We start from the raw sequence: 775 nt of genomic DNA, 5'->3' as shown, positions 1-775 counted from the left end.
GAGCACGACGATCCCGCTCCGGCAACCTCAGCGGCGGCGGACAACTAACCCCTCAGGGCACCGGCTGTTCCGGCCGGTGCTGTTCCCCCCAGTTACACATCATGTCGATCACCGGGATCAGCGAACGCCCGCGTTCGGACAGGCTGTACTCCACCTTGGGCGGGATCTGCGGATACTCCTTTCTCACCACCAGGCGATCTTTTTCCAGCTCTTTCAGCGTCGAACTCAGCGTTTTGTACGAAATGGTGCCGATGCAGCGCTGCAGCTCGTTGAACCGCAATACTTGCTTATACAGCGCCAGCCAGTAGAGAATAATCATTTTATATTTGCCGTTGATCACCGACAGGGTGTAGCCATAGCCGGTGTCTCCGAGACTGATGCCCGTTGGGCTGCAGTGAGATTCGGCGGTCATTTTATACTTTCTCCAAGGTAAGTATGTGTCGTGAGTGTGCGTATTTTACATTCTGTCAGCATACCCTAAGATGCGTCGAAACACCTGACTGGAGAAATCAGTATGAAAACCTTGGTGATCGTGGCCCATCCCGATATGGCGAACTCGGTGGTTAACAAACGTTGGCTGGAGGAACTGCGTCGCTATCCGGAGCGGTATACCGTGCACGAACTGCATCAGGCCTATCCGGACTGGCAGATCGACGTCGCCAAAGAACAGCAGTTGATTGAAGCGCATGACAACATCGTGCTGCAGTTCCCGATTTACTGGTTCAGCAGCCCGCCGCTGCTGAAAAAATGGCTGGACGACGTGCTCACTTACGGC

The 775-nt window shown here is 54.6% G+C and carries 2 protein-coding genes; one reads left to right on the top strand and one right to left on the bottom strand.

From position 1 onward, the window contains the following. Nucleotides 1-52: 52 nt before the first annotated feature. Nucleotides 53-412: a winged helix-turn-helix transcriptional regulator gene (locus tag SO140_RS46235; RefSeq protein WP_498544239.1), complete on the bottom strand. Its 360-nt coding sequence runs from the start codon at nt 410-412 to the stop codon at nt 53-55. 102 nt (nt 413-514) lie between these two features. On the opposite strand from SO140_RS46235, the gene SO140_RS46230 reads away from it, so the two are divergent. After that, nucleotides 515-775 (top strand): NAD(P)H-dependent oxidoreductase (locus tag SO140_RS46230; RefSeq protein ID WP_498544238.1); only part of this gene is annotated, 261 nt, incomplete at its 3' end.

The organism is Bradyrhizobium sp. UFLA05-108 (assembly GCF_059803455.1).
Note: the sequence above shows the minus strand (reverse complement) of the source record. Positions and strands in the feature narration are given on the sequence as shown.

What these genes read in the sequence shown, in the direction of transcription:
- SO140_RS46235 (WP_498544239.1), bottom strand. Translation starts at nt 412, where the DNA reads ATGACCGCCGAATCTCACTGCAGCCCAACGGGCATCAGTCTCGGAGAC.